The organism is Aeromonas sp. s2, from assembly GCF_040907935.1.
Classification (GTDB): Bacteria; Pseudomonadota; Gammaproteobacteria; order Enterobacterales; family Aeromonadaceae; genus Aeromonas; species Aeromonas dhakensis.
The window spans coordinates 617,991-641,909 of the sequence record NZ_JBFOCR010000009.1 but is presented as its reverse complement, the minus strand read 5'-3'; the positions used below and the strand labels follow the sequence as shown (position 1 = coordinate 641,909).

At 64.4% G+C, this 23,919-nt stretch carries 21 protein-coding genes; 13 read left to right on the top strand and 8 right to left on the bottom strand.

Annotated elements, in window-relative coordinates:
* Positions 1-3 precede the first annotated feature (3 nt).
* Positions 4-1,128 (top strand): cell division protein ZipA, encoded by a 1,125-nt coding sequence (zipA, locus tag AB5Y81_RS07850; protein ID WP_279484689.1) that lies wholly within the window; start codon positions 4-6, stop codon positions 1,126-1,128.
* Between the two features lie 99 nt (positions 1,129-1,227).
* Positions 1,228-3,234 (top strand): NAD-dependent DNA ligase LigA, encoded by a 2,007-nt coding sequence (gene ligA, locus AB5Y81_RS07845; RefSeq protein ID WP_260750765.1) that lies wholly within the window; start codon positions 1,228-1,230, stop codon positions 3,232-3,234.
* A gap of 73 nt (positions 3,235-3,307) precedes the next feature.
* On the opposite strand, the gene AB5Y81_RS07840 is transcribed toward ligA, so the two are convergent.
* Positions 3,308-4,285: an ABC transporter substrate-binding protein gene (locus AB5Y81_RS07840; protein WP_017787821.1), complete on the bottom strand. Its 978-nt coding sequence runs from the start codon at positions 4,283-4,285 to the stop codon at positions 3,308-3,310.
* A gap of 442 nt (positions 4,286-4,727) precedes the next feature.
* Here AB5Y81_RS07840 and nrdD point away from each other — a divergent pair, with 442 nt between their 5' ends.
* The 4 genes from nrdD (at position 4,728) to AB5Y81_RS07820 (ending at position 8,305) form a co-directional block, all read left to right on the top strand.
* Positions 4,728-6,845, top strand: coding sequence for an anaerobic ribonucleoside-triphosphate reductase (nrdD, locus tag AB5Y81_RS07835; RefSeq protein ID WP_279484688.1), 2,118 nt, complete (start codon positions 4,728-4,730; stop codon positions 6,843-6,845).
* A 169-nt stretch (positions 6,846-7,014) separates the two neighbouring features.
* Positions 7,015-7,524 (top strand): anaerobic ribonucleoside-triphosphate reductase-activating protein, encoded by a 510-nt coding sequence (gene nrdG, locus AB5Y81_RS07830; RefSeq protein WP_201892339.1) that lies wholly within the window; start codon positions 7,015-7,017, stop codon positions 7,522-7,524.
* A gap of 64 nt (positions 7,525-7,588) precedes the next feature.
* A complete protein-coding gene (locus tag AB5Y81_RS07825) occupies positions 7,589-7,759 on the top strand; it encodes a YqaE/Pmp3 family membrane protein (RefSeq protein WP_005343870.1) in 171 nt (56 codons plus the stop codon).
* A gap of 153 nt (positions 7,760-7,912) precedes the next feature.
* Positions 7,913-8,305: an energy transducer TonB gene (locus AB5Y81_RS07820; protein WP_123245534.1), complete on the top strand. Its 393-nt coding sequence runs from the start codon at positions 7,913-7,915 to the stop codon at positions 8,303-8,305.
* A 60-nt stretch (positions 8,306-8,365) separates the two neighbouring features.
* Here AB5Y81_RS07820 and AB5Y81_RS07815 read toward each other — a convergent pair whose 3' ends face one another.
* The 5 genes from AB5Y81_RS07815 to slyA all read right to left on the bottom strand — a co-directional run bounded on the left by AB5Y81_RS07815 (position 8,366) and on the right by slyA (position 12,324).
* A complete protein-coding gene (locus AB5Y81_RS07815) occupies positions 8,366-8,725 on the bottom strand; it encodes an MliC family protein (RefSeq protein WP_005303350.1) in 360 nt (119 codons plus the stop codon).
* A 127-nt stretch (positions 8,726-8,852) separates the two neighbouring features.
* Positions 8,853-9,614: an ABC transporter substrate-binding protein gene (locus AB5Y81_RS07810; protein WP_279484686.1), complete on the bottom strand. Its 762-nt coding sequence runs from the start codon at positions 9,612-9,614 to the stop codon at positions 8,853-8,855.
* A gap of 140 nt (positions 9,615-9,754) precedes the next feature.
* A complete protein-coding gene (locus tag AB5Y81_RS07805) occupies positions 9,755-10,783 on the bottom strand; it encodes a DUF2955 domain-containing protein (protein ID WP_279484685.1) in 1,029 nt (342 codons plus the stop codon).
* 10 nt (positions 10,784-10,793) lie between these two features.
* Positions 10,794-11,849, bottom strand: coding sequence for an HlyD family secretion protein (locus AB5Y81_RS07800; protein ID WP_005303344.1), 1,056 nt, complete (start codon positions 11,847-11,849; stop codon positions 10,794-10,796).
* A 1-nt stretch (position 11,850) separates the two neighbouring features.
* A complete protein-coding gene (slyA, locus tag AB5Y81_RS07795) occupies positions 11,851-12,324 on the bottom strand; it encodes a transcriptional regulator SlyA (protein ID WP_010634735.1) in 474 nt (157 codons plus the stop codon).
* A gap of 320 nt (positions 12,325-12,644) precedes the next feature.
* Between slyA and AB5Y81_RS07790 the strand changes: the two genes are divergently transcribed.
* The 5 genes from AB5Y81_RS07790 (at position 12,645) to AB5Y81_RS07770 (ending at position 18,517) form a co-directional block, all read left to right on the top strand.
* Positions 12,645-12,836, top strand: a complete 192-nt coding sequence (locus AB5Y81_RS07790) for a hypothetical protein (RefSeq protein ID WP_017764158.1) — start codon at positions 12,645-12,647, stop codon at positions 12,834-12,836.
* Between the two features lie 529 nt (positions 12,837-13,365).
* Entirely contained in the window at positions 13,366-14,673 is a 1,308-nt protein-coding gene (locus AB5Y81_RS07785; RefSeq protein WP_017764159.1) for a 2-hydroxycarboxylate transporter family protein, read from the top strand.
* 11 nt (positions 14,674-14,684) lie between these two features.
* A complete protein-coding gene (locus tag AB5Y81_RS07780; protein ID WP_279484683.1) occupies positions 14,685-16,235 on the top strand; it encodes an NAD-dependent malic enzyme in 1,551 nt (516 codons plus the stop codon).
* Between the two features lie 17 nt (positions 16,236-16,252).
* Positions 16,253-17,821: a sensor histidine kinase gene (locus tag AB5Y81_RS07775; protein ID WP_017780632.1), complete on the top strand. Its 1,569-nt coding sequence runs from the start codon at positions 16,253-16,255 to the stop codon at positions 17,819-17,821.
* A gap of 3 nt (positions 17,822-17,824) precedes the next feature.
* Positions 17,825-18,517: a response regulator gene (locus tag AB5Y81_RS07770; RefSeq protein ID WP_005303332.1), complete on the top strand. Its 693-nt coding sequence runs from the start codon at positions 17,825-17,827 to the stop codon at positions 18,515-18,517.
* An 87-nt stretch (positions 18,518-18,604) separates the two neighbouring features.
* Here the strand turns inward: AB5Y81_RS07770 and AB5Y81_RS07765 are convergent, their stop codons facing one another.
* Complete coding sequence (locus AB5Y81_RS07765; protein ID WP_279484682.1) at positions 18,605-19,492, bottom strand: DMT family transporter; 888 nt, start codon at positions 19,490-19,492, stop codon at positions 18,605-18,607.
* A 96-nt stretch (positions 19,493-19,588) separates the two neighbouring features.
* Between AB5Y81_RS07765 and AB5Y81_RS07760 the strand changes: the two genes are divergently transcribed.
* A complete protein-coding gene (locus AB5Y81_RS07760; protein WP_005298514.1) occupies positions 19,589-20,395 on the top strand; it encodes a helix-turn-helix transcriptional regulator in 807 nt (268 codons plus the stop codon).
* Positions 20,396-20,457: 62 nt separating this feature from the next.
* Here AB5Y81_RS07760 and AB5Y81_RS07755 read toward each other — a convergent pair whose 3' ends face one another.
* Positions 20,458-21,975, bottom strand: a complete 1,518-nt coding sequence (locus AB5Y81_RS07755) for an aldehyde dehydrogenase (protein ID WP_279484681.1) — start codon at positions 21,973-21,975, stop codon at positions 20,458-20,460.
* A gap of 235 nt (positions 21,976-22,210) precedes the next feature.
* Between AB5Y81_RS07755 and AB5Y81_RS07750 the strand changes: the two genes are divergently transcribed.
* Positions 22,211-23,887 carry a sigma-54-dependent Fis family transcriptional regulator gene (locus AB5Y81_RS07750; protein WP_368146623.1) on the top strand — a complete coding sequence of 559 codons (1,677 nt, stop codon included), beginning with the start codon at positions 22,211-22,213 and terminating at the stop codon, positions 23,885-23,887.
* The last annotated feature ends 32 nt before the right edge of the window (positions 23,888-23,919 follow it).

The window sequence follows — 23,919 nt, the reverse complement described above, 5'->3', positions numbered from 1 at the left end:
CTAATGCAGGAATTGCGTTACATCTTGGTTGCCCTGGGCGGTATTGCCATCGCGGCATTGCTCATTCACGGGTTGTGGAGCAACAGAAAGAATCGTCAGGCACCGATCAAAGAGAAACCTCTGGGTCGGATGGAATCCAAATCACGGGATCGTGACAACGACGCCTTCGACAGCGATGGCATCGGTCAGGTGCGAGTGGTCAGCGGTGGCCGTCGTGCCGAGCCCAAGCTCCACCATGATGAACCCCGCCAGCCGGACGTCAGCCGTCGCGCCCCCGCGTCCGCCTTCGATGATGAAGAAGATGATGACGCCGATCTGCCGCCGCCCGTGGTACGCAAGCCTGCCGCTCGCCCCGTGCCCCCGCCTCCCGTCTATGAAGAGGAGGAGTATGAGGAGCCGGCCGCCGAGCCTGTGGAGGAAGTGCCTGCCGCGCCGGTGCGCAAGCCTGCCCAGGTGATCCGTCGTACCCCGGTCCACCGTTCCCGTCCCCAGCGCGAGCCGCTGCTGCAGCCGCTGGACGAAGAGCCGCTGGTGGAGCCAGCCTACGCCACCGCGCCCACCTTCGGTGCCCGTGAACAGGCCCAGGCCGCCGCGCCCGAATACAAGGCGCAGCCCCGTTACGCAGCCCCCGAGCCTGCCTACGAGGAGCCCGCCTATGAAGAGCCGGTGCAGGAGCCGCAGATTGAACGTCAGCCGGTCGAGAAGATCTGGCAGGATGTCTATGTCATCAACCTGATGGCGCGCCCCGGCCACGACCTGCAGGGGGCGACCCTGATCTCTTCCCTGCTGGCGCTGGGCTTCAAGTTTGGCGAGATGGACATCTTCCATCGCCACGAGGATCTCAACGGCAAGGGCGAAGTGCTCTTCTCCATGATCAACATGGTCAAGCCGGGTACCTTCAACCCGTACCGGATGGAGCAGTTCACCACTCCGGGTGTGTCGCTCTTCATGCAACTGCCGCTGCGCAGCAACGCAGCCTTTGCCTTCGAGCACATGCTGCAGTCTGCCGACCAGCTGGCCAGCGATCTCGATGCCATGCTGACTGACGTGGATCGCAGCCCGCTGAGTGACGAGACCATCGCCCGTTACCGGCACGAGCTGGCCGCCTACGAGGCCAGTCGCGACTAATACGCCAGGCGGGTCGAATGAATCAAAAGTGCGGTACCCAGGTGCCGCATTTTTATTGCTCCGCTGGCCGGTTTTTTCATCACACTTCGAGACTTTTTCATGAGCGATATCCTCTCCCGCCACCGTCAACTGTGTGAGCTGCTTACCGAATATGGGCATCAGTACTATGTGCTGGACAACCCCACAGTGCCGGATGCCGAATACGACCGCCTGATGCGCGAGCTGATCGCGCTGGAGGCCGACCATCCCGAGCTGAAAACCCCGGCCTCGCCGAGCGTGCGGGTGGGCGGTCAGCCGCTCACCGCCTTCAAGCAGGTGCGCCACGAGATCCCCATGCTGAGCCTGGACAACGTGTTCAGCAGCGAAGAGCTGCAGGCGTTTGAACAGCGCATGAGCGATCGCCTCAAGCGGGAGGTCAATTTCACCTTCTGCTGCGAGCCCAAGCTGGATGGCCTGGCGGTGAGCCTGCTCTATGTGGACGGCCAGCTGGTGCAGGCCGCCACCCGGGGCGATGGCACCACGGGTGAGGAGATCACCGAGAACGTGCGCACCATCAAGGCCATTCCCCTGACCCTGCGTGGCGAGGGGTGGCCGGCTCGGCTGGAAGTGCGCGGCGAGGTGTTCATGCCCAAGGCGGGGTTCGAGGCGATGAACGCCAGGGCGCTGGCCGCCGGCGAGAAGGTGTTTGTTAATCCGCGCAACGCCGCCGCCGGCAGCCTGCGCCAGCTCGACTCGCGCATCACCGCCAGCCGTCCGCTCAGCTTCTACGCCTATGGGGTGGGGGTTGGTGGCGAGTTGCTGGGAGATTCCCACTACGGCCGCCTCACCCGGCTCAATGCCTGGGGGCTGCCGCTCAGCCCGGAGGTGAAACTCAAAGAGGGGGCTGCCGGTTGTCAGGCGTTCCATGACGACATCCTGACCCGTCGCGGTGCACTCCCCTACGAGATCGACGGCGTGGTCTACAAGGTGGATGCCATTCCCCTGCAAGAGGAGCTCGGCTTCGTGGCCCGTGCGCCGCGCTGGGCCACCGCCCACAAGTTCCCGGCCCAGGAGGAGATGACCCTGCTCGAAAACGTCGAGTTCCAGGTCGGTCGCACCGGCGCCGTGACCCCGGTGGCCAAGCTCAAACCCGTGTTCGTCGGCGGCGTCACCGTCTCCAACGCCACCCTGCACAATGCCGACGAGATTGAGCGCCTTGGCGTCATGATCGGCGACACCGTGATCGTGCGCCGGGCCGGGGACGTGATCCCGCAGATCGTGGCGGTGGTGGAGGCCCAGCGTCCAAGCGATGCCCGTGAAATCCTCTTCCCGACCGAGTGCCCGGTGTGTGGCTCGGCGGTAGAGCGGCTGGAAGGGGAGGCGGTGACCCGCTGCTCCGGCGGCCTGTTCTGCGAGGCGCAGCGCAAGGAGGCGATCAAGCACTTCGCCGCACGCCGCGCCATGGACGTGGACGGCCTCGGCGACAAGATAGTCGAGCAGCTGGTGGACAAGGGGCTGGTGAAGACCCCGGCCGATCTGTTCGGCCTCAATGCCATCCAGCTAGCCGGGCTCGAGCGGATGGGGCAGAAGTCCGCCCTCAATCTGGTGGCGGCCATCGATGCGGCCCGCAGCACCACGCTGCCGCGCTTCCTGTTTGCGCTGGGGATCCGCGAAGTGGGGGAGGCGACTGCGCTGAACCTCGCCAATCACTTCCTCACCCTGGACGCCCTGCGTGCCGCCTCGGTGGAGCAGTTGCTGGAAGTGGCCGACGTGGGGGACGTGGTGGCCAAGCATGTCTACTACTTCCTGCGCCAGCCCCACAACATCGAGGTGCTGGAGGCCCTGCTGGCCGCCGGTATCCACTGGCCCGCCATCGAGAAGAAGGAGGCAAGCGATCAGCCCTTTGCCGGCAAGACCTTCGTGCTGACCGGCACCCTCACCACCTTGTCGCGCAACGACGCCAAGGCGGCGCTGCAGGCGCTCGGCGCCAAGGTGGCGGGCTCGGTGTCGGCCAAGACCGATGTGCTGGTGGCGGGGGAGGCGGCAGGCTCCAAGCTGGCCAAGGCCCAGGAGCTTGGCATCACCGTCTGGACCGAAGAGGAGTTGCAGCAGGCGCTGCAGGGCTGAGTCGCTGGCTCAACCAGATAAACGAAGAACCCGGCCATGCCGGGTTCTTCGTTATGAGGGCAATGATCGAGGCTCAATCACGCCAGAGGATCTTGTAGCGCCACTTGTCGGGCAGGGTGAGCTGCCAGCGGGCCAGCTCGCTCTTGCTGAACACATACTCGCCGCGCAGGGCAGCCCGCGGCGCCAGAGTCTTGGGCTGGGCTCCCTCCAGAATGGCATTGACCAGCTCGGCCGCCTTGGCCCCCTGATCGTGCCCATCCAGCACCAGGCCGCCGATGGCCTTGCCCTTGCCCACCGTAAACTCCCAGAAGCAGAACAGCGGCACCGGACTGTGGGCACTGGTCCACTCCAGCACCTGGCGTTCATCCACGTGGCGACCCTGCTCATCGATGAGGGTGTGGTAGAGGCCGATAAAGATCGCCTGATAGCCGTTCTGCCTGGCATTGAGCACGGCCTCCTGCCACAGGTCGTAGTCGCCGAGCAACTGGCTGTTGACCCGGGTCTGGCCGACCCGCAACTCGGTCTGGGTCTTGAACTCATCCTCGATGGCGGTCAGGGCCACGTTGCTCGAATCGAACAGCACCAGTGCCTTCTTGATCCCCCCCATCAGCTGGCTCATCTCGCTGATGTTGCGCTTGAGCAGGGGACGCTCCAGCACGCCGGTGATCTTGGGGTGGCCGACCAGCCCCTTGTGGCGCGGGTTCTCGTTCATGCCGAGAAACACGACCGGGGTGCCGAGGGAGGCGATGCTGGTGGCAAGGTAGTTGATGGCGTTGTCATCGCCAAGCACCACCAGATCCGGTTTCACCTGGTGGTAGTAGGCGAGCGCCCGTTCGGCGATCTGGTCGAACTCTTCGGCGGGGCGGCGCTTGGTATCCATGTAGAAGTGGCTGATGTGGTGCTCGCCCTTGAGGTTGGCCACCAGGCTGGCGTTGTAGCTCTGATCCCACAGGTACTCGGGATGGTAGCTGCTGATCACCAGGATCTCGGCAGCCCACAGCCGCAGCGACAGGGGGCACAGCAACAGTAGCAGCAACAAAGGCTTGGTCATATGGCTTCCCATCGGCACAGGGGTGTTGTCATTCATTATGTTCACTCCTGGGCCAGCCGGTGCCGGTCAATTACTGTCGGAGGGGAAATCTTTTTCTCGCTGGCCGGCATCGGGCGCTAGCCCGCACCAGGCTTGAGAGTGGTCTCGTATGGTGCCTTTTGTGGCTGGTCGGGAACTGCGCCACTCGCCTCAAAACCTGTTCTGGATCAAGAAATACGACCCCGCTTTGGTGCCTAATAGACACCACATATAGGGCTGCATTCGTTTTTAATCCCTATATGTTGTGTTATTAAGCTGTGTAAAAGCTGTTCCCTTCTCATCGTCAGCCCAGGCTTGTCAAGCCTCGGCTGAATTTATTTGCGCCGAGGACGAGGCGTGGAGAAGGGGGCCAAACAAGGGTAAGCCGAGGGCGAGAGCCTGGCCTTTTTAACGGGGAAACTCCATGAAACCGGTTGTGATCAAACGTGATGGATGTCGCGCACCATTCAATGCCCAGCTGATTGCCGAGGCGGTGGGCCGAGCGGCGGAGGCGGTCAATCAGGCCAGTCCGGCGCTGGCAGAGCGCATTGCCGCCGCCGTCAGCCAGGAGCTGGAAGGGCGGGGAGAAGTGGACATCCACGAGATCCAGAACCGGGTCGAGAACCACCTGATGGCCTCCGACGACAAGGCCATCGCCCGTGCCTACATCGAATACCGTCACGACCGGGATCAGGCTCGCGAGGCCCGCGGCCGGCTGGCCCAGGAGATCCGCGGCCTGGTTGAGCAGACCAACGCGGCCCTGCTCAACGAGAATGCCAACAAAGATTCCAAGGTGATCCCGACCCAGCGCGACCTGCTGGCGGGCATCGTCGCCAAGCACTACGCCACCAGCCACATGCTGCCCCGCGACGTGGTGCAGGCCCACGAGAGCGGCGATCTGCACTTCCACGATCTCGATTACTCCCCCTTCTTCCCCATGTTCAACTGCATGTTGATCGACCTGAAGGGGATGCTGACCCACGGCTTCAAGATGGGCAACGCGGAGATCGACACCCCCAAGTCCATCAGTACCGCCACCGCGGTGACCGCCCAGATCATCGCCCAGGTGGCGAGCCACATCTATGGCGGCACCACCATCAACCGCATCGACGAAGTGCTGGCTCCCTACGTGACCATCAGCTGGGAGAAGCACCGGGAAGTGGCGCTGGAGTGGGGCATCGGCGATGTGGATGCCTATGCCATGGCCCGCACCGAGAAGGAGTGCTACGACGCCTTCCAGTCGCTGGAATATGAGGTGAACACCCTGCACACCGCCAACGGTCAGACCCCGTTCGTCACCTTCGGCTTTGGCCTGGGCGAGAGCTGGCAGTCACGCCTGATCCAGCGGGCTATCCTGAGCAACCGCATCGCCGGCCTTGGCAAGAACAAGAAGACCGCCGTGTTCCCGAAACTGGTGTTCGCCATCAAGGATGGCCTTAACCACAAACAGGGCGATCCCAACTACGACATCAAGCAGCTGGCGCTGGAGTGCGCCTCCAAGCGGATGTACCCGGACATCCTCAACTACGATCAGGTGGTCAAGGTAACCGGCTCCTTCAAGACCCCCATGGGCTGCCGCTCCTTCCTCGGTGCCTACGAGGAGCAGGGCGAGCTGGTTCATGAAGGGCGCAACAACTTAGGGGTGGTGAGCCTCAACCTGCCGCGCATCGCCCTCAAATCCCGCGATGAAGCGGATTTCTGGGACAAGCTGGATGCCGCCCTGCGGGTGGCCAAGACCGCGCTGATGTACCGCATCAAACGCCTGGACGGGGTCAAGGCCCGGGTCGCCCCCATCCTCTACATGGAAGGGGCCTGCGGCGTGCGCCTCAAGGCGGACGACAACGTCAGCGAGATCTTCAAGCACGGCCGCGCCTCCATCTCCCTTGGCTATATCGGGGTGCACGAAACCATCAACGCCCTGTTTGGCGAGCAGGTTCACCTGTTTGACAGTGCCGAACTGCAGCAGAAGGCCATCGCCATCGTCGAGCGCCTCAAGGCGGCCACCGACGAGTGGAAGGAGGAGACCGGCTACGGCTTCAGCCTCTACTCCACCCCGAGCGAGAACCTCTGCTCCCGCTTCTGCCGCATCGACGCCAAGGAGTTTGGCGTGGTGGCGGGGGTGACCGACAAGGGCTACTACACCAACAGCTTCCACCTCGATGTGGAAAAGCAGGTCAATCCGTACGACAAGCTGGACTTCGAGGCGCCCTATCCGCCCATCGCCAGCGGCGGTTTCATCTGCTACGGCGAGTACCCCAACATCCAGCACAACCTGGAGGCGCTGGAGAACGTCTGGGACTACAGCTATGACAAGGTGCCCTACTACGGTACCAACACCCCCATCGACGAGTGCTACGAGTGCGGCTTTACCGGCGAGTTCGAGTGTACCTCCAAGGGCTTCACCTGCCCGCGCTGTGGCAACCACGACCCGGCCAAGGTGTCGGTGACCCGCCGTGTCTGCGGCTATCTCGGCAGCCCGGATGCGCGCCCCTTCAACGCGGGCAAGCAGGAAGAGGTGAAGCGCCGCGTCAAACACATGTGAGCCGAGCCCTCACCCTAGCCCTCTCCCAGAGGGAGAGGGTACCGGCCGAGGTGCTGTTTGTACGGTCTTGCTCCCTTCTCCCGCTCAGGTTGAAAAGAGTGGGAGAAGGGCTGGAGATGAGGGGGCATCCATCATCACTTGCCTGCCAAACCGTGAATCGAGAGACAAGATGCACTACCACCAGTACTACCCGGTCGATGTGATCAACGGCCCAGGCACCCGTGCCACCCTGTTCGTCTCGGGCTGCGAACACCAGTGCCCAGGCTGCTACAACCAGAGCACCTGGCGGCTCGATGGCGGCAAACCGTTTGATCAGGCGATGAGCGATCGCATCATCTCGGATCTCAAGGATCCGCGCATCAAGCGGCGGGGTCTGTCGCTCTCCGGCGGCGATCCGCTCCACCCCGCCAACGTGCCGCATGTGCTGGCGCTGGTGCAGCGGGTACGTGCCGAGTGTCCCGGCAAGGACATCTGGTGCTGGACCGGCTATCTGCTCGACGAGCTCAGCCCGGCCCAGCGCGAGCTGGTTTGTTTACTGGACGTGCTGGTGGACGGCAAGTTCGAGCAGGGGCTGGCAGACCCCGGCCTGCTCTGGCGCGGCAGCAGCAATCAGCAGATCCACGACCTCAACGCCTGGCGGGCGGGGGGTGAACGGATCCCCTGTCTGGTTTGCAGTTGAGGCCAGGGATGTTTATGGTTAGCCCATTCCAATCCCTGTGACATCGTTGACGAGGAAATCCGAGATGAACAATCTGCTCAAGATCCTGCTGGCCATCTTCCTGCCGCCGGTCTGTGCCTTTATCCAGGTGGGCTTCAGCCTGCATTTCTTAATCAACATAGTGTTGACCCTGCTCGGCGGTCTGCCCGGCATGGTGCATGCGCTCTGGCTGGTGGTCAGCGACAAGCGCGGCTGAGCCGGACACCTCAAGAGGCCAACCCCTGGGTTGGCCTTTTTATTGCCCGCCAGATGGGGGCTTCCCGAATGAGCACTTTCGTCCGACACTGGACGCCGAACAATGGAACGGCCGTTCAAGGAGCTGAACGGTGCAACGAAGAGGGAGTGTCGAGTGCGTTTTAAGGTGTTGTTGCTGTGGGCCACCCTGGGCCTGTTGGGGGGCTGTGCCAGCCCGAGCCCGACCGTGAAGCTGAACCAGCCTCCGGTGGATGTCACTTGGGAAGAGCTGCCCAGATACTGGGTGCTGGTGGGGGACATAGGCGTCTTCCGTCCGGTCGGGGGGCTGCCGGAGAAGAGGCCGGTCAAGGGGTATGTGAAGCTCCGCTATCTCATCGATTCCAATGGCAATCTGTTCAGCCCTGAAGTCCTGGCATCCGAGCCCCCCGGAGTGCTGGATCTCATCGCCATCTCAGGGTTGGCGAAGATGCGCTACCGGGCATCCGAGCAGAATCCGCAAGCGATCCCGGCTCGGGTGGAAACCAGATTCGAAGTTGAAGTGAAATGATAAACACCCCGGCCTGGCCGGGGTGTTGCGTCTCTGCGGTGCGCCATGGCAGTGCCAGGTTTATTGCTGCTTGCAGTCGTTGTAGACGCTCTGCCACTCGCCATCCTTGTCGCGCATCTCGACAAAGCCCTCGTCGCCCTTGTTCCACCAGACGGCCTCGTGATCGTCGGTGTAGCGGGCGCCGGAGGCAGAAACGCTCTGCGGCAGGGTGTAGTCCTTGCCATCCGGCAGCGCCAGCTTGACGAAGTTCAGGCTCTGATCGGAGAGGGCGAAATAGCGCACCTGTACCCGTTGGCCCTGTTCGCACAGATAGGTGACGGGGTCGCCGCCGGTCACGCTCAGGGGGTCGGCGCCGCGTTCGCAGCCGCTCAGCAGGGTCAGGGTCGTGATGCCCAGCAGCAGAAGGTTGGCGTGCTTCATGTTGATTCTCCATCGGTGTCATCCGGGCGTGATCCTAACAGCTTGCCCAAGGGGGGCAATGCCGCTCGACCCGACTTGCGTCGATATGCGTCCATAGGCGTCAAAAGAAGCATTAATGAGTATGAGATCAGTGCAGGCCGAGCCTGGCCTCGAAGGCCCGCACCAGCGCTTCGTAGGTGCCGTTGTTCTTGATCTTCTGCAGCCCCTCTTCGAAGCGACTGGCCATCTCCTCACCCCGGGGGTGGACGCGGGAGAAGGCGAGCCAGAAACCGTCGGTGGAGATCTTGCCCACCTTGACCACCTTCCCGCTCAGCTGTTTCTGCTGGATCTTGAGGTAGCCCGGCATCTCGTTCATCAGGATGTAGTCGACCCGGCCACGCACCAGCATCTCGATGATCTGGGTGTCTGACTTGGCCTGAAAGCGGGTGATCCTGGGGTTTTCCATGAAATCGGTGGGGTAGGTGTAGCCGAGAGTGATGCCCACCGTCTTCTGTTCCAGCGAGGTGAGCTTGAGATCCCGGCGCGGTTCGCTGGCCAGGGCGAAGATGGCGAGATCCTCCTCGAACATGGGGGTCTCGTGCCAGAAGTACTGGTAACGGTTCTCCTCGGTAATGGTGGCATCGAAACAGCCGAGCACCTTGTCGCTGCGCGCCTCGTACATGCAGCGGGCGAAGGGGATGGTACGAAACTCCACCTCGACCCCCTCGGCGGCAAAGGCTGCCTTCACCAGCTCGGGTGCGAGCCCCTGCGGCTGGCCGTTCTCTTTGTCGAGGACGCAATAGGGCGCCCAGTCATCTTCCGCGGCGATCAGCACAGACTCGGCCCGGGCGCTTCCCACCATCAGCAGAAGACAGATAACCAGCCAGTAAATGTGGGTTGCGTGTGTCATGGTCTCTCTCCCGTTGCCAACTGCCCTAGCAAGCATAGTTGCTGGGGCTGGCCGCTGGCGCTGCCAGATACAGGGCAAAAAAACGCCCCGGTAGGCATAGCGGGGCGAAAGGCGCACATCCTTGAGCTAACAACAGGGGGTCAATAACCGAACCGGGTGGCCTCGAAACGGTTAAGCAGTCGGTGGATGAGGTAACAGGCCAGCAGGGTGACGACGATGGCAAACAGGATGCTGCTGACCCGGTAGAGGGCGCTGAACACCAGATCGTTGCCGGGCGTCAGGTACTGGCCGAACAGGATGCCGAGGGTGGTGAGGGCGCCGAAGCCGACCCCGGAACCGCTCGCCTCCTTCACGTGGGCATGGCTGAACAGCATGGCGCCGAGCCAGAGCAGGGGGGCGACCAGGATCAGCAGCCCGGACCAGTCGTAAAGCACCAGCTGGCCGACCAGGCCGAAGCTTACCCCGAGCAGGGTGCCCATGGCCCGCTTGCGGGCATAGCTCAGGGCACCGTCCCAGTGCATGGGGAAAAGCACCAGCAGAGTAGTGGCTTGGGCCGACATGGAGTCCCGCAGATCGAAGAGCTGGAACACCATGAAGGAGAGGGTGGCGATGCTGGCGCCAAGTAGCGCCTCGTGCCGCATTCGGTGCGGTGCCTTGGGAGAGGGGGCCGGCCTGGGGCGCTCCTCCACGTCGGGGATGAGCGCCGTCATCAGGTAGGCGATGAGCACCGACAGCACGCTGGCCCACAGGTTGCTGAAGATGAGGTCGTTGAGATCGGTCTGCGGGTAGCTGGCAAAGTGCAGCATGATGCTGAGACTCAGCACCCCGTTGGCACCGAACAGGAACAGGCTGCCCCGTGACATGGCGGCGAAACGGTAGAGAAACAGCAGGAAGGCGATGGGGATCATCAGGCCGGGATGGCCGCCGAACAGCCCCCCCAGCAGCCCCACTTCCAGCCCGCAGACCACGGCGGCGGCGATGAGCTGACGGGCAGCATGACCGTTCATCACCGGCACCATGCCCAGCAGCAGTACAGGCGTCACCGTGTAGAAGACGCCGTAGTTCCAGCCGAACAGCTTGCAGAGCAGAAAGCCGCTGGTACTGCCAAAGGCGATGCGCAGGCATTGGCGCAGTTCATTGACGGTGAGGGGTCTATGCCACAGGTTCATTGCCGTCACCTCAGTAGATGTAGTGCAGCAGGCTGAGCAGGCGGATCTGGGCGCGGGCCAGCAGCCCGGTCAGGGCGTTGTCGGGCAGCAGCTGCACGGTGGCGCGGGCACCGGCCGGCAGATGGGCGGGCAGCTGTTCCAGCGCCAGGTGCAGGCGCAGACGCTGGGCGTCGCGCACCCAGCGATCCGACTCGGTGGGGCTGGCCAGCTGGCCGTTGGCATCGAACTGACCGGCGCTGACCCCGGCATCCAGGCTGGTGACCCGGGCGGGATAGAGGCGGCCCGGCTCGCCATCGAAGGCGACCAGGGCCAGGCTGTCCTGGTCTACGTGGCGTAGGCTCTTCTCGCGAAAATCGGCGATCACGTCCACCTGCTCGGAGACCAGCGCCAGCAGCGGGGCGCCCGCCGCGGCGAAGCTGCCCGGCTTGAGCTGCAGGTTGGTGATGATGCCGTCCTGGCTGGCGTGAACCCGGCTGTAGGCGAGGTTGAGCTCGGCCTGGGCGAGGCGGTTGCGGGCCTGGCGCAGCAGCAGGTTGTCGTCGCCGGGCAGGCCGCGGTTGACCCTGGCCTGGGTCATGCGGGCCTTGCTGGCCAGCAGGTTGGCCTGGGCGGTGCGAAATGCGCTGTCGGCGTCATCCTTCTGCTGCTCGGAGACCATGTGGCGGCGATAGAGGGCGTCGATACGCTCCGCTTCCCGCAACTTGAGGGCGGCCTGGGTCTGCAACGAGCTGAAATCGGCGCTGGCGGCGTTGAGGGTGGCATCGAGCTGGCGATTCTGCTGCTCGGCTTGGGCCAGGGCGAGGCGAGCCTGCTCTACCGCCAGCTCGAAGGGGGCCGGGTCGAGGGCAAACAGCAGATCCCCCTGCTTGACGTGCTGGTTATTGGCGACAGCAACCTCCATCACCTTGCCGCTGACCTGGGGCGCCATCTTGGTGACGACGCGGGTTGCCATGGCTTGCGGGGTGAGCGGCATCTTGAGGTCGGCCAGCAGGAAATAGGCAAAGACCAGCACGAAGGCGCCCATGGCCCATTTGATCCAGCGTTGGAATTGTTGATCCGGGGTCATCTCATTCTCTCTCTTCACTCTGCGCACCTATCTTGCCGAGGGCATTGGCACAGATGCGGTGCACGATATCTTCAAACTGTTCCAGCTCCCGCTGGCTGATGCCGGCGAGCAGCTCCCGGCGTATCTCCATGATGCGATCTTCAATCTGGTCGAGCAGCGCCTTGCCGGCCGGGGTCAGGGTGACGATGCGGGCCCGTTTGTCCTGGCTGCAGCAGTGGCGTTCCACCAGCCCCTGCTCCTCCAGCTGGCCCAGGGTGCGCATCAGGGAGGGAAGTTCGATCTCCAGCGCCTCGGCCAGGGTCTTCTGGCTGAGGTGGCCGCCGAGCCGGCTCAGTTTCCACAGGGCCGTCCAGCGGGGATGAGTCAGGCCGAGGGGGGCCAGCTCGAGATCGGCCACGGTGCGCCACAGTCGATGCAGCCGGCCGACCCGCTCGGCGAGGGAGAGCTCGCGCAGCATTTCCAGATCCTTCATCATGAGATTCTCCTTTTACTTAGCTTGCTAAGCATTGTAATTATTTAGCAGGCTAAGTAAATAGTGTGATCGCGATCTTGTTTATGAAATTTGGAGGTAGGTCTCTGGTGGAGCTCAAACAGCATGGGTGAAGGGGTGAGTTGGGAGCAGCGGCACTTTTGAGTGAAACAGGAGGCTGGATATGGTCGGCAGGGCCCGGTGAAATAAAGAGAGTCGTTTATTGGGATGGCATGAAAATAGTCACAGCTTTTTATGTGTGCCCTAATTAGACGATGCAAAAAAGTATTATATAAATGCGGCACTCTGTTTTTTATTCACTAATATTGATGAGTCAGCTAAACAGGGAGATGATAGCTGTGGAACGATATGAATCGGGTGACGCCCATCTCGCCATCGAGAGTCTGCTGGTGGACGTGGAATATGTGGTCGACGGCCATTATGGACTCAGCCTGGAAAATGCCGAAACCTGTCATGAATTTGACCCTGCCAATATTCCATTGTTATTAGCCGAATAGTCTTTCGGTCGGTGACATCCGCACGTCATATTGAGAGGGCAGCCTGTCACAGGGCCTGCCCGCACCCTTTATCCTCTTGCTGCAAGCCGCCATTACCTGCGGGAGCGCCATGCTTGTAACAAGCTAGGCGCTCGCTATCGAGCTGTCATCGTCCTCCTTATTTTTCACCCGGCAGATCCTGGCCGGAGCGTTTTTGTTGATCAGGGGATCACCCTTGCCTTGTACCGGGTGATCATTCACCACAGCCAAACCTGGCAGGCCATTATTGTTGGTTGCGACGCTGGTTATTTGATCGTTATTTGACAATGACCGCTTCAAGCGCCGCTTTAAAGTGCAAAAGAGTGCGCTTCTAAGTGATTTAATGACGACGACGGGGACCAAAATACCCCCTGTAAAATGGGTGCCAACCTTGCCCGCAGGCCATAGCGTTTAAGAATTTAATGTTTTTATATGCCTTTGTTGGCGGGCTAACCGACAGAGGGAGCGGAGATCTCTAGAGTGGCGCCACACCACACGCTGGAGCATAACAATGAAAAACCTCTCTACCCCACACACCAGAACCGCCCTGTTCGGCGGTCGACAGATTGCCGGCATGCCCATGATGATCTTTCTGGGCCTCGCCACCTGCGTCCTCTTCTCGGGTTGGAACGGCTCGCTGCCGCTCGGCATGGTCGGCGCGCTGGCGCTGATGTTCGTGCTCGGCACCCTGCTGACCGAGCTCGGCGAGCGCATCACCCCCATCCGCGAATACCTGGGGGGTGGCACCATACTCGCCATCTTCGGCGGCGCCGCCCTGTTTGAATACCGGATCCTGCCCGTCGAGGCGGGTCAGGTGATCATCGGCTTCATGAAGGAGGGGGGCTTTCTCAACTTCTTCATCGCCAGCCTGGTGACCGGCTCTGTGTTCGGCATGAGCGGCGCCCTGCTGAAAAACGCCGCCATGCGCTACCTGCCGGTGATCCTGGGGGGCGTCGCACTGGCGCTGCTCAGCGTCGGTCTGGTGGGCGCCCTGATGGGCTACGGCTTCAAGAATGCGGTGCTGCTCATCGGTCTGCCCATCATGGGCGGTGGCATGGGGGCCGGCGCCGTGCCGCTGGTGGAGATCCTCTCCGGGCCGCTGCAGATGTCGAGCGCCGATCTGCTGTCGCGCATGGTGCCGGCGGTAGTGATCGCCAACACCCTGGCCATCCTGGTGGGTACCCTGCTGGCCCGCCTCGGTCGCCGCTACCCCTCCCTGACCGGCAACGGCAAGCTGATGATCAAAGAGAGTGCCGCTGGCGTGGCCGAGGAGAAGGCGCAGGCGCCGACGCTGGAGAGCCTGGGTCTGGGGCTCTTCATCAGCTCCAGCATGTTCGTGCTGGGCTCATTGCTTGGCAACTTCATCCCCATGCACCCCTTTGCCCTGATGATCCTGGCGGTGGCCGTCATCAAGGTGAGCGGCCTGCTGCCCCGTCGCTACGAGCAGGCGGCGGCCGACTGGTACCAGTTTGTAGTCACCAACCTGACTCCCTCTCTGCTGGTGGGGATCGGTGTCGCCTACACCAGCATTCCCGAGCTCATCAGCGCCTTCTCCGTCAGCTACTTCGTGCTGGTGCTGGTGACCGTGCTCGGTGGTGCCCTGGGGGCGGCGCTGGTAGGGCGGATGATCGGTTTCTACCCCATAGAGGCGGCCATCACCGGGGGCCTGTGCATGGCCAACATGGGGGGAACGGGTGACGTGGCCGTGCTCTCGGCGGCCCAGCGCATGACGTTGATGCCGTTCGCCCAGATCTCTTCTCGTCTCGGGGGCGCCGTCATGCTTATCCTGGCGACCCTGCTCATCTCGCTGCTGGCATAAGGAACAAGATAATGAACGACATCATGATGGGCACCAGCCTGCCCTATGCCGAACGCAAGCGTCAGGGATTGATGGGGCGCATGCCCCACAAGGAGGAGTCGCTGGCCCAGCAGCGACGCCGCATCTACCGGCTGGTTTCGGCCATGCAGAGCCCGTTTGATCAGCACCTGCTGCTGCGCCAGCTGCAGGAGGACAACCCGGTACTGTTCTACGAACTGGTGCGCCACCACCTGCCGGAGCTGTTGCCCATCATCTACACCCCTGTGGTGGGAGAGGCGTGCCAGCGCCACAGCGACCTCTATCTGCGCAGCCACGGCCTCTACCTCTCCTGGCACGACCGGGACGAGCTCGACCACATCTTCGCGGCGGTGGAGCAGGAGGTGGACGTCATCGTCATCTCCGACGGCGAGCGGGTGCTGGGGCTAGGCGATCTCGGCATCGGCGGCATGGGGATCTGCATCGGCAAGCTGGCGCTCTACTCCGCCGCCGGCGGCATCAACCCTTCGCGCACCCTGCCCCTGTGCGTGGACGTGGGCACCAACAACCCCGAGCTGCTGGAAGATGACTCCTACCTCGGCTGGCAGGCCCGGCGGGTGGATGGCGAGCCCTATTACCAGTTCATGGACAAGGTGGTGGCCGCCATTCGCAAACGCTGGCCCCAGGTAGTGCTGCAGTTCGAGGACTTCGCCGGCAAGCATGCCGCGAACCTCCTGGCCCGCTACCGCGACGAGCTGTGCATGTTCAACGACGACATCCAGGGCACGGCGGCGGTGGCGTCGGCCTGCGTGCTGGCGGGCCTGCAGCAGGCGGGCAGCGCGCTGGCGGATACCCCGGTGCTGATCGTCGGCGCGGGCTCGGCCGGCTGCGGTATCGCCGCCATGCTGGCCCAGCTGGCGGGCAGCCCGGAGCGAGTGCAGCTGTTCGATCAGGACGGTCTGGTCTGCCTGGACCGGGCCGGGCTCACCCCGGCCCAGCAGCCGTTTGCCCGCCCGGCGGGGGAGGCGTGTAATTCCCTGCCTGCGCTTATCGAGCGGCTGCGCCCCGGGGTGCTGATCGGGGTGAGCGGTCAGGGTGGTCTGTTCGACGAGGCGGTGCTGACCGCCATGGGGGAGGTGTGCGAGCGGCCGGTGATCCTGCCGCTCTCCAATCCCACCCGCAGCGCCGAGGCAACCCCAACCCAGGTGTGGCAGGCTACCGGCGGGCGGGCCCTGCTCGCCACCGGCAGCCCCTTCCCGCCGGTGGAGGTGGACGGCGCGGCGCGGGTGGTCTCCCAGTGCAACAACGTCTACGTGTTCCCGGGCATTGGTCTGGGGGCCTGCGCGGTCAAGGCGCGGCGCATCAGCGACGGCATGCTGCGGGCGGCGGTGCAGGCGGTGGGCGCCTATCCGCTGGCCGAGGGGCGGTTGCTGCCCCCCATCGAGCAGGTGGGGGAGGTGGCCCGCGCCGTGGCGAGGGCGGTGGCGCTCTGTGCCCGTGCCGAGGGGCTGGCTGATTTTGCCGGTGATCCCGCACCTTTGATTGACCAGACCTGGTGGCGCCCGCACTATTGGTCCGCGTCCTGATGTTGCAAGGCTAATCGATGAAACTGCGTCACCAACTGGTCACCCTCTCCCTGGGCCTGTCACTGCTCCTGATCGTCATTCTGGGCAGCCTGCTGGCGCTCTTCATACGCCATTTGCTGGAGAGCAATCTGGAGGACAAGGGGGGAGATCTGGCGCGGGTGCTGGCGGGAGACAACCGGGTGGTGCAGGCGCTGCAGTGGGGGAGCGATCCGGGCCTGCGCGACTATGTGCAGGGGATCTGCAGTCGCACCGATGCCGCCTACATGGTGGTGACCGACGAGCACGCCCGCCGGCTGAGCCACCCCTCCCCGGAGCTGGTGGGCGGCCTGTTTCGCGGCGAGGATATCTGGCCCTCCCTCAACGAGCGCAGCAGCTACTGCTCCAAGGACGTGGGTACCCTGGGGCCGGCCATCCGCTGCTTCGCCCCGGTGATCGGGCCTGACGGGCGCGCCATCGGTGCCGTGGTGGTGGGGTATCTGATGCAGACGGTGGAGAGCATCTACCTGGATCGGATCGCCCTGCTCATCAGCGCCATCGGCGCCGTGCTGGGCTGCGGTCTGCTGCTGGCGCTCTGGGTCCAGCATCGACTGCGGCGTACCCTGCTGGATCTGGAGCCGGAGACCATAGTCAACCGCTTCGTGCTGCAGGAGCTGGTGCTGGAGCACATCTCGGAGGGGGTGATCGCCCTCGACTCCCGCGGCCACATCCGCATGCTCAACAGCGCCGCGTTTTACCAGCTGCGCCTGCCCGGCACCGGCCGCCACGCCCTGCTCGGCCAGCCGCTCTCGGAGCTGTCGCCGCCGCTCGCTCCCGCCCTGACCCAGGTCGAGACCGAGCTCGGTTTCACCGTGCACGGCGAGTCGTTCGTCGGGCGCTGGCAGGCGGTGGAGGGCAAGATCCCCGGCCGGCTGCTGATCTTCAGCCGCCCCGAGGTGACCGGCAGTCTCGGCATGCAGGTGACCCACCTGCGCCAGTATGCCGAGATGCTGCGGATGCAGACCCACGAGTTCGCCAACAAGCTCAGCAGCCTCTCCGGCTTGCTGCAGCTGGGCCACGTGGATCAGGCGGTGGAGCTCATCCAGCAGGAGAGCGAGGCGTGCCAGACCATGCTGCACGATCTGCTGCGGGCCATCGAGGACAAGCCGGTGGCCGGGCTCATCCTCGGCAAGTTCAGCCGGGCCCGCGAGCTCGGGGTGGAGCTGGTGCTGGATCCCGATTCGGCGCTGGGGGAGTACCCGGCGGCGGTGTCGGCGGATCTCATCACCCTCATCGGCAACCTGCTGGACAACGGCATTCGCGCCGCCTGGGCCCGGCGCAAGCAGTGCCCGCCGCGGGTGCTCATCTCCCTCAACGACTTCGGGCGCCGGCTGGTGATCGAGGTGGAGGACAGCGGCGAGGGGGTGGACGAGGCGCTGGCGGACCATCTGTTTGATTACGGCATCAGTCGCCAGACCGGCGATCACGGTGTCGGTCTGTTCCTGGTCAAGGAGACGGTGGCCAGGCGAGGGGGTGTGATAGAATGGCGCCGCACCGCCGAACAGACGACCCTGTTCGGTATCTACTTGAATAAAAACCAATTGGTGTGATCTATGGAGCCCATTTTCACGCTGGTGATCGAGGATGACGAACGGATAGGATCCATTCTGGCCGAGCTGGTCTCCTCCACCCCCGGATTTTCCCTGCTGGGTCGGGCCGAAAGCCTGACCCAGGCCGATCTCATGATGCGCGCGGCCCAGCCGCAGCTGCTGCTGGTGGACATCTCGCTGCCCGACGGCTCCGGCCTGGAGTGGGTGAACCGGCTGCGCAGCCACAACCGCGAAGCCTACGTCATCATGGTGACCGCCTCCTGCGACGTGGAGACCATCCAGCAGGCCCTCAATCAGGGGGTGCAGGATTACATCATCAAGCCGCTGCGGCTGTTTCGCATCCAGCAGAGCCTGGACGAGATCCTCACTCTGCACCGGCGCATCTGCGAGCGCGGCTCCCTCGAGCAGAGCGATCTGGACCGGTTGATGGGCAAGGTGAGGCCTCAGGGGCGCGACGTGCGCGACACCCCCAAGGGGATCGACGCCATCACCCTGCGCCAGGTGCTGGAGCTGCTGGCGGGTGAGCCGGACAGCGCCTTCTCCACCGATACGGTGGCGCTGCGCTTGTCCCTGAGCCGCACCACGGCGCGCCGCTATCTGGAGTATCTGGAGTCGGAGGACAGGGTGGACGTGGATCTCAACTACGGCCAGCGCGGCCGGCCCGAGCGCCGCTACCACTGGCGGCGGGGCAGCTGAGCTGCCAGATCCATACCAGCAAAAAGGGAGCCGAAGCTCCCTTTTTCAGGTCTATACGTCGGCACGAAAACCAGTACGGCGGGCCGCTCAGGCCTCTTCCAGCAGGACGCGGCGGGCTCTTGGCTTGAACTGGGAGAGCATAACCCCGCTCAGGATGAGGCCGCCCCCCAGCAGGTGATAGCCGTGGATAGGTTCCCCCAGGCTGATGACGGCGATGAGGGCCGTGCACAGCGGCATCAGGTTCATGAAGACCGAGGTGCGCTCCGCCCCCAGACTGGCGAGGCCGCGCATCCAGCAGTAGGCGGCGAAGATGGAGGAGGCGAGCCCGGCGAACAGCACCATGCTCCAGCCCTGGGCGGGAATGGCCAGGGAGTCGGCGGAGAGGGCCAGCGGAATGAGCAGCAGCACCGCCAGCAGGATCTGCAGGTAGAGGTTGAGCCAGGGGCCGAACGGCAGTTGCCAGCGGCGGATCAAGAGGCCATAGAGGGCATAGCTGGCCGCCCCCAGCAGCATCATGCCGTCGCCTGGGTTGATGCCGCTGTGCAGCAGTGCCTGAGGGTTGCCCTGACCGAGCAGCCAGAGCACCCCGAACAGCGAGATGCTCATGCCGAGCAGCGCCTGCTTGCCCGGCTTCTGGCCAAAGCAGCAGGCCCCGATCAGCAGGGTGAGCAGCGGCAGCAGGGAGCCGATGACCCCCATGTTGGTGGCCGAGGTGCTGTGGGCGGCGTAGTAGGCGAGGCACTGGTAGAGCACCATGCCAAGCAGGGAGAGCACCAGCAGCTTGCCGAGCCAGGGGCGGAGATCGCGCCGGCGGCGCCACAGGTGCGGCAGGCAGAAGGGGGTCAGCGCCAGGGCGGCGATCACCCAGCGGTAAAACGAGATGGCGGCAGGATCCAGCACGCCGGCGGCGGCCTTGGAGACCACGGTATTGGCGGCCCAGATCAGGATGGCGAGCAGGGGAAAGAGAAAAGGCATAGGCACTCCTTGGTATGATGGGGAGAGTCTAGCCTTGTCTTGAACGATGCAAGTAGCGTAAATAAGACATGTCATAACCGCTTTGGGACAATCTGCATGGGCACCCTCACCCTGGCCGAGCAGGATCGCCTGCTGGCCGCCCCCAACCCCCTCTATTTTCGCTACAGCCAGATCCAGGGGGGCAACGCCTGCGCCGAGCACGCCCACCCCTGGGGCCAGCTCAGCCTCATCAGTCTCGGGGTCATGGTGGTGGAGGTCGGGGGGCAGCGGCTGGTGGCGCCGCCGGACTACCTCATCTGGGTGCCGGCGGATCAGCCCCACACCGCCTTCAACGAGCAGACCCTGGACTACACCTCCATCTACGTGAGCCACGCGCTGGCGCCGCGCCTGCCACGGGAACCCCAGCTGCTGGCGCTCACCCCCTTGCTGCGGGCCCTGCTGGAGGATTTCACCCAGCGCCGGGTCGGCCACATGGAGGACGAGTGGGATGCCCGCCAGGGTGAACTCTTCATCGAGAAGCTGGCCCGCACCCGTTGCCAGCCAAGCTACCTGCCCCAGAGCCGGGATCGCCTGCTCGCCCCCCTGCTGGCGGCGTTGCAGGCGGCGCCGGAGGACAACCGCACCCTGGCCCAGTGGGCCAAGGTGCTGCACACCACCGAGCGCACCCTGGCGCGGCGCTGCCAGAAGGAGCTTGGCATGAGCCTCGGCCAGTGGCGCACCCGGCTGCGGCTGGTGAAGGCGCTGGACTGGCTGCGGGGCGAGATGCCGGTGCAGGAGATCGCCTGGCGGCTCGGTTACACCTCCACTTCGGCCTTTATCGCCATGTTCCAGCGCGAACAGGGCTGTGCCCCCCAGCGCTATCGCCAGCAGCTGGGGATCGGCGCCGGGCAGGCACAGCTCTGACCGCGACCGCACCAGCAATGAAAAGGGCGCCCGCAGGCGCCCTTGTGGATCACGGGGTGGGCTTAGAAGAAGCCGAGCGGGTTGATGTCGTGGCTCACCAGCAGGTTCTTGGTGTTCTGGTAGTGGTCCAGCATCATCTTGTGGGTCTCGCGGCCGATCCCTGACTTCTTGTAGCCGCCGAAGGCCGCGTGGGCCGGGTAGGCGTGGTAGCAGTTGACCCAGACCCGGCCGGCCTGGATGCCGCGCCCCATGCGCCAGGCCAGGTTGCTGTCGCGGGTCCAGAGGCCCGCCCCCAGGCCGTACTGGGTGTCGTTGGCAATGGCCAGCGCATCCGCCTCGTCCTTGAAGGTGGTGACCCCGAGCGCCGGCCCGAAGATCTCCTCCTGGAACACCCGCATCTTGTTCTGACCAAAGAAGATGGTGGGCTGGATGTAGAAGCCCCCCTCCAGCCCGCTCACCTTGGCCGGGCCGCCGCCGATCAGCATCTTGGCCCCTTCGCCGCGGCCGATCTCCATGTAGCTCAAGATCTTGTCGAACTGCTCGCGGGACGCCTGGGCGCCGACCTGGGTATTGGTGTCGAGGGGGTTGCCCTGCACTATGGTGCGGGCGCGGGCCAGCACTCTGTCCATGAAGTCGTCATAGATGCTCTCCTGCACCAGGGCGCGGGAGGGGCAGGTGCACACCTCGCCCTGGTTGAAGAAGGTCATCAGCATCCCTTCCACCGCCTTGTCGATGTAGCTGCTCTCGTGCTGCATCACGTCGGCGAAGTAGATGTTGGGGGACTTGCCACCCAGCTCCACGGTGGAGGGAATGAGCTTGTCGGCGGCGCAGCGCAGGATGTGGGCTCCCACCTCGGTGGAGCCGGTAAACGCCAGCTTCTGGATCCGGTTGCTGGTGGCGAGCGCCTGGCCCGCCTCGGCGCCGAAGCCGTTGACCACGTTGACCACCCCGGCGGGCAGGATGTCCTTGATGAGATCCATCATCAGCATGATGGTGACCGGGGTCTGCTCGGCGGGCTTGAGCACGCTGCAGCAGCCGGCCGCCAGCACCGGGGCCAGCTTCCAGGCCGCCATCAGCAGCGGGAAGTTCCACGGGATGATCTGGCCGACCACCCCGATGGGCTCCTTGAAGTGGTAGCTGACGGTGTTCTGATCCAGCTCGGCGGCCGAGCCCTCCTGGGCACGGATGCAGCCGGCGAAGTAGCGGAAGTGATCCACCACCAGCGGCAGGTCGGCGGCCAGGGTCTCGCGCACCGCCTTGCCGTTCTCCCAGGTCTCGGCGATGGCGAGCACCTCGATGTTCTGCTCGATGCGATCGGCGATGCGCAGCAGCAGGTTGCTGCGCTCGGTGACGCTGGTCTTGCTCCAGCTGGCGAATGCCTTGTGAGCGGCGTCCAGCGCCAGCTCGATGTCGGCGGCGTCGGAGCGGGCCACTTCGCAGAACACGCGGCCATCGACCGGCGAGATGTTTTCAAAGTAGCGGCCGGCGCGCGGCGCCACCCAGTCACCACCGATGAAGTTGTCGTAACGGGACTTGAAGCTGACCAGGGCACCTGCCTGACCGGGAGCGGTATAAATCATCTCATCATCCTTATGTGTGTGGTCCTGACCGGGCTGGCGGGCAACCCGGTTGCTGCTGTGTATCGCAAGGGGCGTGCCAGAGGGTCTGACCAGCGCGTCAAAAGTTACAAAAACGTTATCAAACGGGGTGCGGCAGCGTATCTTGGTTAACCAATGACCGCGGCGGTGGCGATACAACTGTGCCGTTTCTGGACAGTGGTCGCGACAGTCGTGCCGTTTGTGAACAGGAGGTGTGATGAGCGAGTTCCCTCAATCTGGTGCCAGCCCGATCCAGCGCTCCTGGCAGCGCTGCCTGCACCAGGGGTTGAGCCGTCAGCAGAGCGCCGAGCTGGACTTGCTGCCCCAGGGAGAGCTGTCGGCCCGCCAGGAGCAGCACAGGGTGCTGATCGCCAGCTTCCGGCGCTTCGTGCTGCCGCTGTTTGACCAGCTGCTGGCGGAGCGCCCCTGTCGGTTGCTGCTGTGCGATGGCGAGGGCGCCATCCTGGCCGCCAGCGGTGACGACGGCTTCGCCCGCCACGCCGAGCGGGTCTTTTTGCGCAGCGGTGCCCGCTGGGGGGAGGCGAGCAAGGGCACCAATGCCATCGGCACCGCGCTGGCCGAGCAGAGCGAGGTACAGGTGCTCGGCAATCAGCACTTCTTCGCCCAGCACAGCTTTCTCAGCTGCAGCGCCTGCCCGCTGCTCGGGCCGGACGGGCAAGTGATCGGGGTGCTCGACATCTCCACCGATGCGGCCCACCACGGCGGCGACATGCTGGGCACGGTACGGCTGCTGGCCATGACCCTGGAAAATGCGCTGCTGGCACGCCAGCCGGGCTGGCTGGTGGATCTCGAGCCCCAGAGTCTCTGGTCTGCCCGTCTGCTGCTGGGGGAGGAGGGCGAACTGCTCGGGGCCAACCGGGCCGGCCGGCTCTGGCTCGGCCAGCACCCTTTCGACGGCAAGCAACTGCTGCGGGATAGGCGCGGCTTGCGGCTGGTGCCGGAGGCTCATCCCGTGGCGACCCTACCCGGCCTGCCGGCCGCTGCCGGCGGCTCGCACGGCCATCAGGTGCCGCTCAAGATGCTGGAGCGCGGCATCTCCCTGCTTATCGAGGGGGAGACCGGCAGCGGCAAGGAGCATCTGGTGCGCGAACTCCATCGCCAGTCGAGCCGCCACGAGAAGCCCCTGGTGTGCGTCAACTGCGGCGCCCTGCCGGCGGAGCTGGTGGAAGCCGAGCTGTTCGGCTACGTGGGCGGGGCTTTCAGCGGTGCTCGCAGCCAGGGCAGTCAGGGGTATCTGCGCGCCGCCCACGGCGGCATCCTGATGCTGGACGAGATCGGCGAGCTGCCGCTCTCGGCCCAGACCCGTTTGCTGCGGGTGTTGCAGGAGCGCGCCGTCACCCCGGTCGGTAGCCACAAGCCCGAAGCGGTGGATTTCTGGCTGGTCAGCGCCAGCCATCGGGATCTGGCGGCCATGGTGGCGGCCGGCACCTTTCGCGAGGATCTCTACTACCGCATCTGCGGCTGGCGCCAGCAACTGGCACCGCTGCGCGACTGGCCGGCCTCCGAGCGGCAGGCACTGGTCCAACGGTTGCTGGCCGAGATGGATCCTGCCCTGCGCCTGAGCGATGAGGCCGAGCGCCACTTGCTGGCCCACCCGCTGCCCGGCAACGTGCGCCAGCTCAAGCAGGCGCTGGAAGTGGCCTGCGTATTGGCGGAGGGGCAGGGCTGGATTGAGCCCGCCCACCTGCATCTGCCGACCGTGGCGGTGGCGCCGGTCGTCCCCCCGGCGCTGGCGGGCAGCACATTGCGCCAGCAGAACCGGCAACGGGTGCAGCAGACCCTGACAGAGTGCGGCGGCAACGTGAGCGAGGCGGCGCGCCGGCTCGGCATCAGCCGCACCACCCTCTATCGGGCGCTGCGGGAGGCTGGCTGAGGCGTTTGTGACCTAAGTTTTTCGTGGTTAAG

Coding starts and splice junctions, on each gene's coding strand:
- AB5Y81_RS07780 (WP_279484683.1), top strand. CDS start 14,685: ATGAACGACATCATGATGGGCACCAGCCTGCCCTATGCCGAACGCAAG.
- AB5Y81_RS07775 (WP_017780632.1), top strand. CDS start 16,253: ATGAAACTGCGTCACCAACTGGTCACCCTCTCCCTGGGCCTGTCACTG.
- AB5Y81_RS07825 (WP_005343870.1), top strand. CDS start 7,589: ATGAACAATCTGCTCAAGATCCTGCTGGCCATCTTCCTGCCGCCGGTC.
- ligA (WP_260750765.1), top strand. CDS start 1,228: ATGAGCGATATCCTCTCCCGCCACCGTCAACTGTGTGAGCTGCTTACC.
- AB5Y81_RS07750 (WP_368146623.1), top strand. CDS start 22,211: ATGAGCGAGTTCCCTCAATCTGGTGCCAGCCCGATCCAGCGCTCCTGG.
- AB5Y81_RS07810 (WP_279484686.1), bottom strand. CDS start 9,614: ATGACACACGCAACCCACATTTACTGGCTGGTTATCTGTCTTCTGCTG.
- AB5Y81_RS07785 (WP_017764159.1), top strand. CDS start 13,366: ATGAAAAACCTCTCTACCCCACACACCAGAACCGCCCTGTTCGGCGGT.
- AB5Y81_RS07755 (WP_279484681.1), bottom strand. CDS start 21,975: ATGATTTATACCGCTCCCGGTCAGGCAGGTGCCCTGGTCAGCTTCAAG.
- AB5Y81_RS07760 (WP_005298514.1), top strand. CDS start 19,589: ATGGGCACCCTCACCCTGGCCGAGCAGGATCGCCTGCTGGCCGCCCCC.
- AB5Y81_RS07805 (WP_279484685.1), bottom strand. CDS start 10,783: ATGAACCTGTGGCATAGACCCCTCACCGTCAATGAACTGCGCCAATGC.
- nrdG (WP_201892339.1), top strand. CDS start 7,015: ATGCACTACCACCAGTACTACCCGGTCGATGTGATCAACGGCCCAGGC.
- nrdD (WP_279484688.1), top strand. CDS start 4,728: ATGAAACCGGTTGTGATCAAACGTGATGGATGTCGCGCACCATTCAAT.
- slyA (WP_010634735.1), bottom strand. CDS start 12,324: ATGATGAAGGATCTGGAAATGCTGCGCGAGCTCTCCCTCGCCGAGCGG.
- AB5Y81_RS07800 (WP_005303344.1), bottom strand. CDS start 11,849: ATGACCCCGGATCAACAATTCCAACGCTGGATCAAATGGGCCATGGGC.
- AB5Y81_RS07815 (WP_005303350.1), bottom strand. CDS start 8,725: ATGAAGCACGCCAACCTTCTGCTGCTGGGCATCACGACCCTGACCCTG.
- AB5Y81_RS07770 (WP_005303332.1), top strand. CDS start 17,825: ATGGAGCCCATTTTCACGCTGGTGATCGAGGATGACGAACGGATAGGA.
- zipA (WP_279484689.1), top strand. CDS start 4: ATGCAGGAATTGCGTTACATCTTGGTTGCCCTGGGCGGTATTGCCATC.
- AB5Y81_RS07840 (WP_017787821.1), bottom strand. CDS start 4,285: ATGACCAAGCCTTTGTTGCTGCTACTGTTGCTGTGCCCCCTGTCGCTG.
- AB5Y81_RS07765 (WP_279484682.1), bottom strand. CDS start 19,492: ATGCCTTTTCTCTTTCCCCTGCTCGCCATCCTGATCTGGGCCGCCAAT.